The 634-nt window shown below is 78.1% G+C and carries 1 pseudogene; it reads right to left on the bottom strand.

Going from position 1 to position 634, the window contains the following annotated elements:
• A pseudogene (locus HTZ82_RS32100) lies at positions 1-557 on the bottom strand (histidine kinase); the annotation flags it as partial.
• Positions 558-634: the final 77 nt, after the last annotated feature.

The following is a 634-nucleotide window of genomic DNA, read 5'->3' as shown; positions in this document are numbered from 1 at the left end:
CGGGCGAGGGCGGCGTCGGTCCGGCGGGCCCGCTCGTCGAGTTCGATGGTGTGCACGGGGCCGGGGGCCGCGGCCTGGCGTACGGCGGCGCGGCGTTCGTCCTGGAGGGCGGCGACGGCCGCGGTGACGGGCGTTCCGATGCGGTCCTCTGCCCGCTGGGCGGCTTGCAGGCGGGCGACCTCCTGCGCGGTGGTCACGGTGGCGAAGCCCCACAGGGCGATGAGGGACACGACGGGCACCATGAGGAGGGAGATGATCTTCGCGCGTACGGTTCTGGCCCGTACGGTTCTCGCCCCTGCGGTCCCTCCGGTGCGGGTGCTCCGGCGGCTCCAGGGGCGCGGTGCGGTGGCGGTGGGGCCGGGAGCGGCGTGCGCGGTGGGCGCGTGTGGTGCCCGCCCTTGTGGGCGTCCGGCCGCCGGGGCCGATGCCGGTGCCGGCGCTGGTGCGGCGTGTGCGCGGCGGCCGCGGACCGGGGCCGGACCCGACCCGGAAGCCGGTGGTGGCGGGGCCGGTGAGGGCGACGTGTCGGCGCCGCGAGGCGGTCGGGGTGTTCGCATGGCTTCCTCGGTTCCGGGGGCGGGCGTGAGTCTCGTGGTGGTGGGGATCGGGCGCGGTACGGCTCCGGGGCGGTGCG

This window comes from Streptomyces sp. TRM64462, assembly GCF_013362995.1.
Lineage (GTDB): Bacteria > Actinomycetota > Actinomycetes > Streptomycetales > Streptomycetaceae > Streptomyces.
Note: the sequence above shows the minus strand (reverse complement) of the source record. Positions and strands in the feature narration are given on the sequence as shown.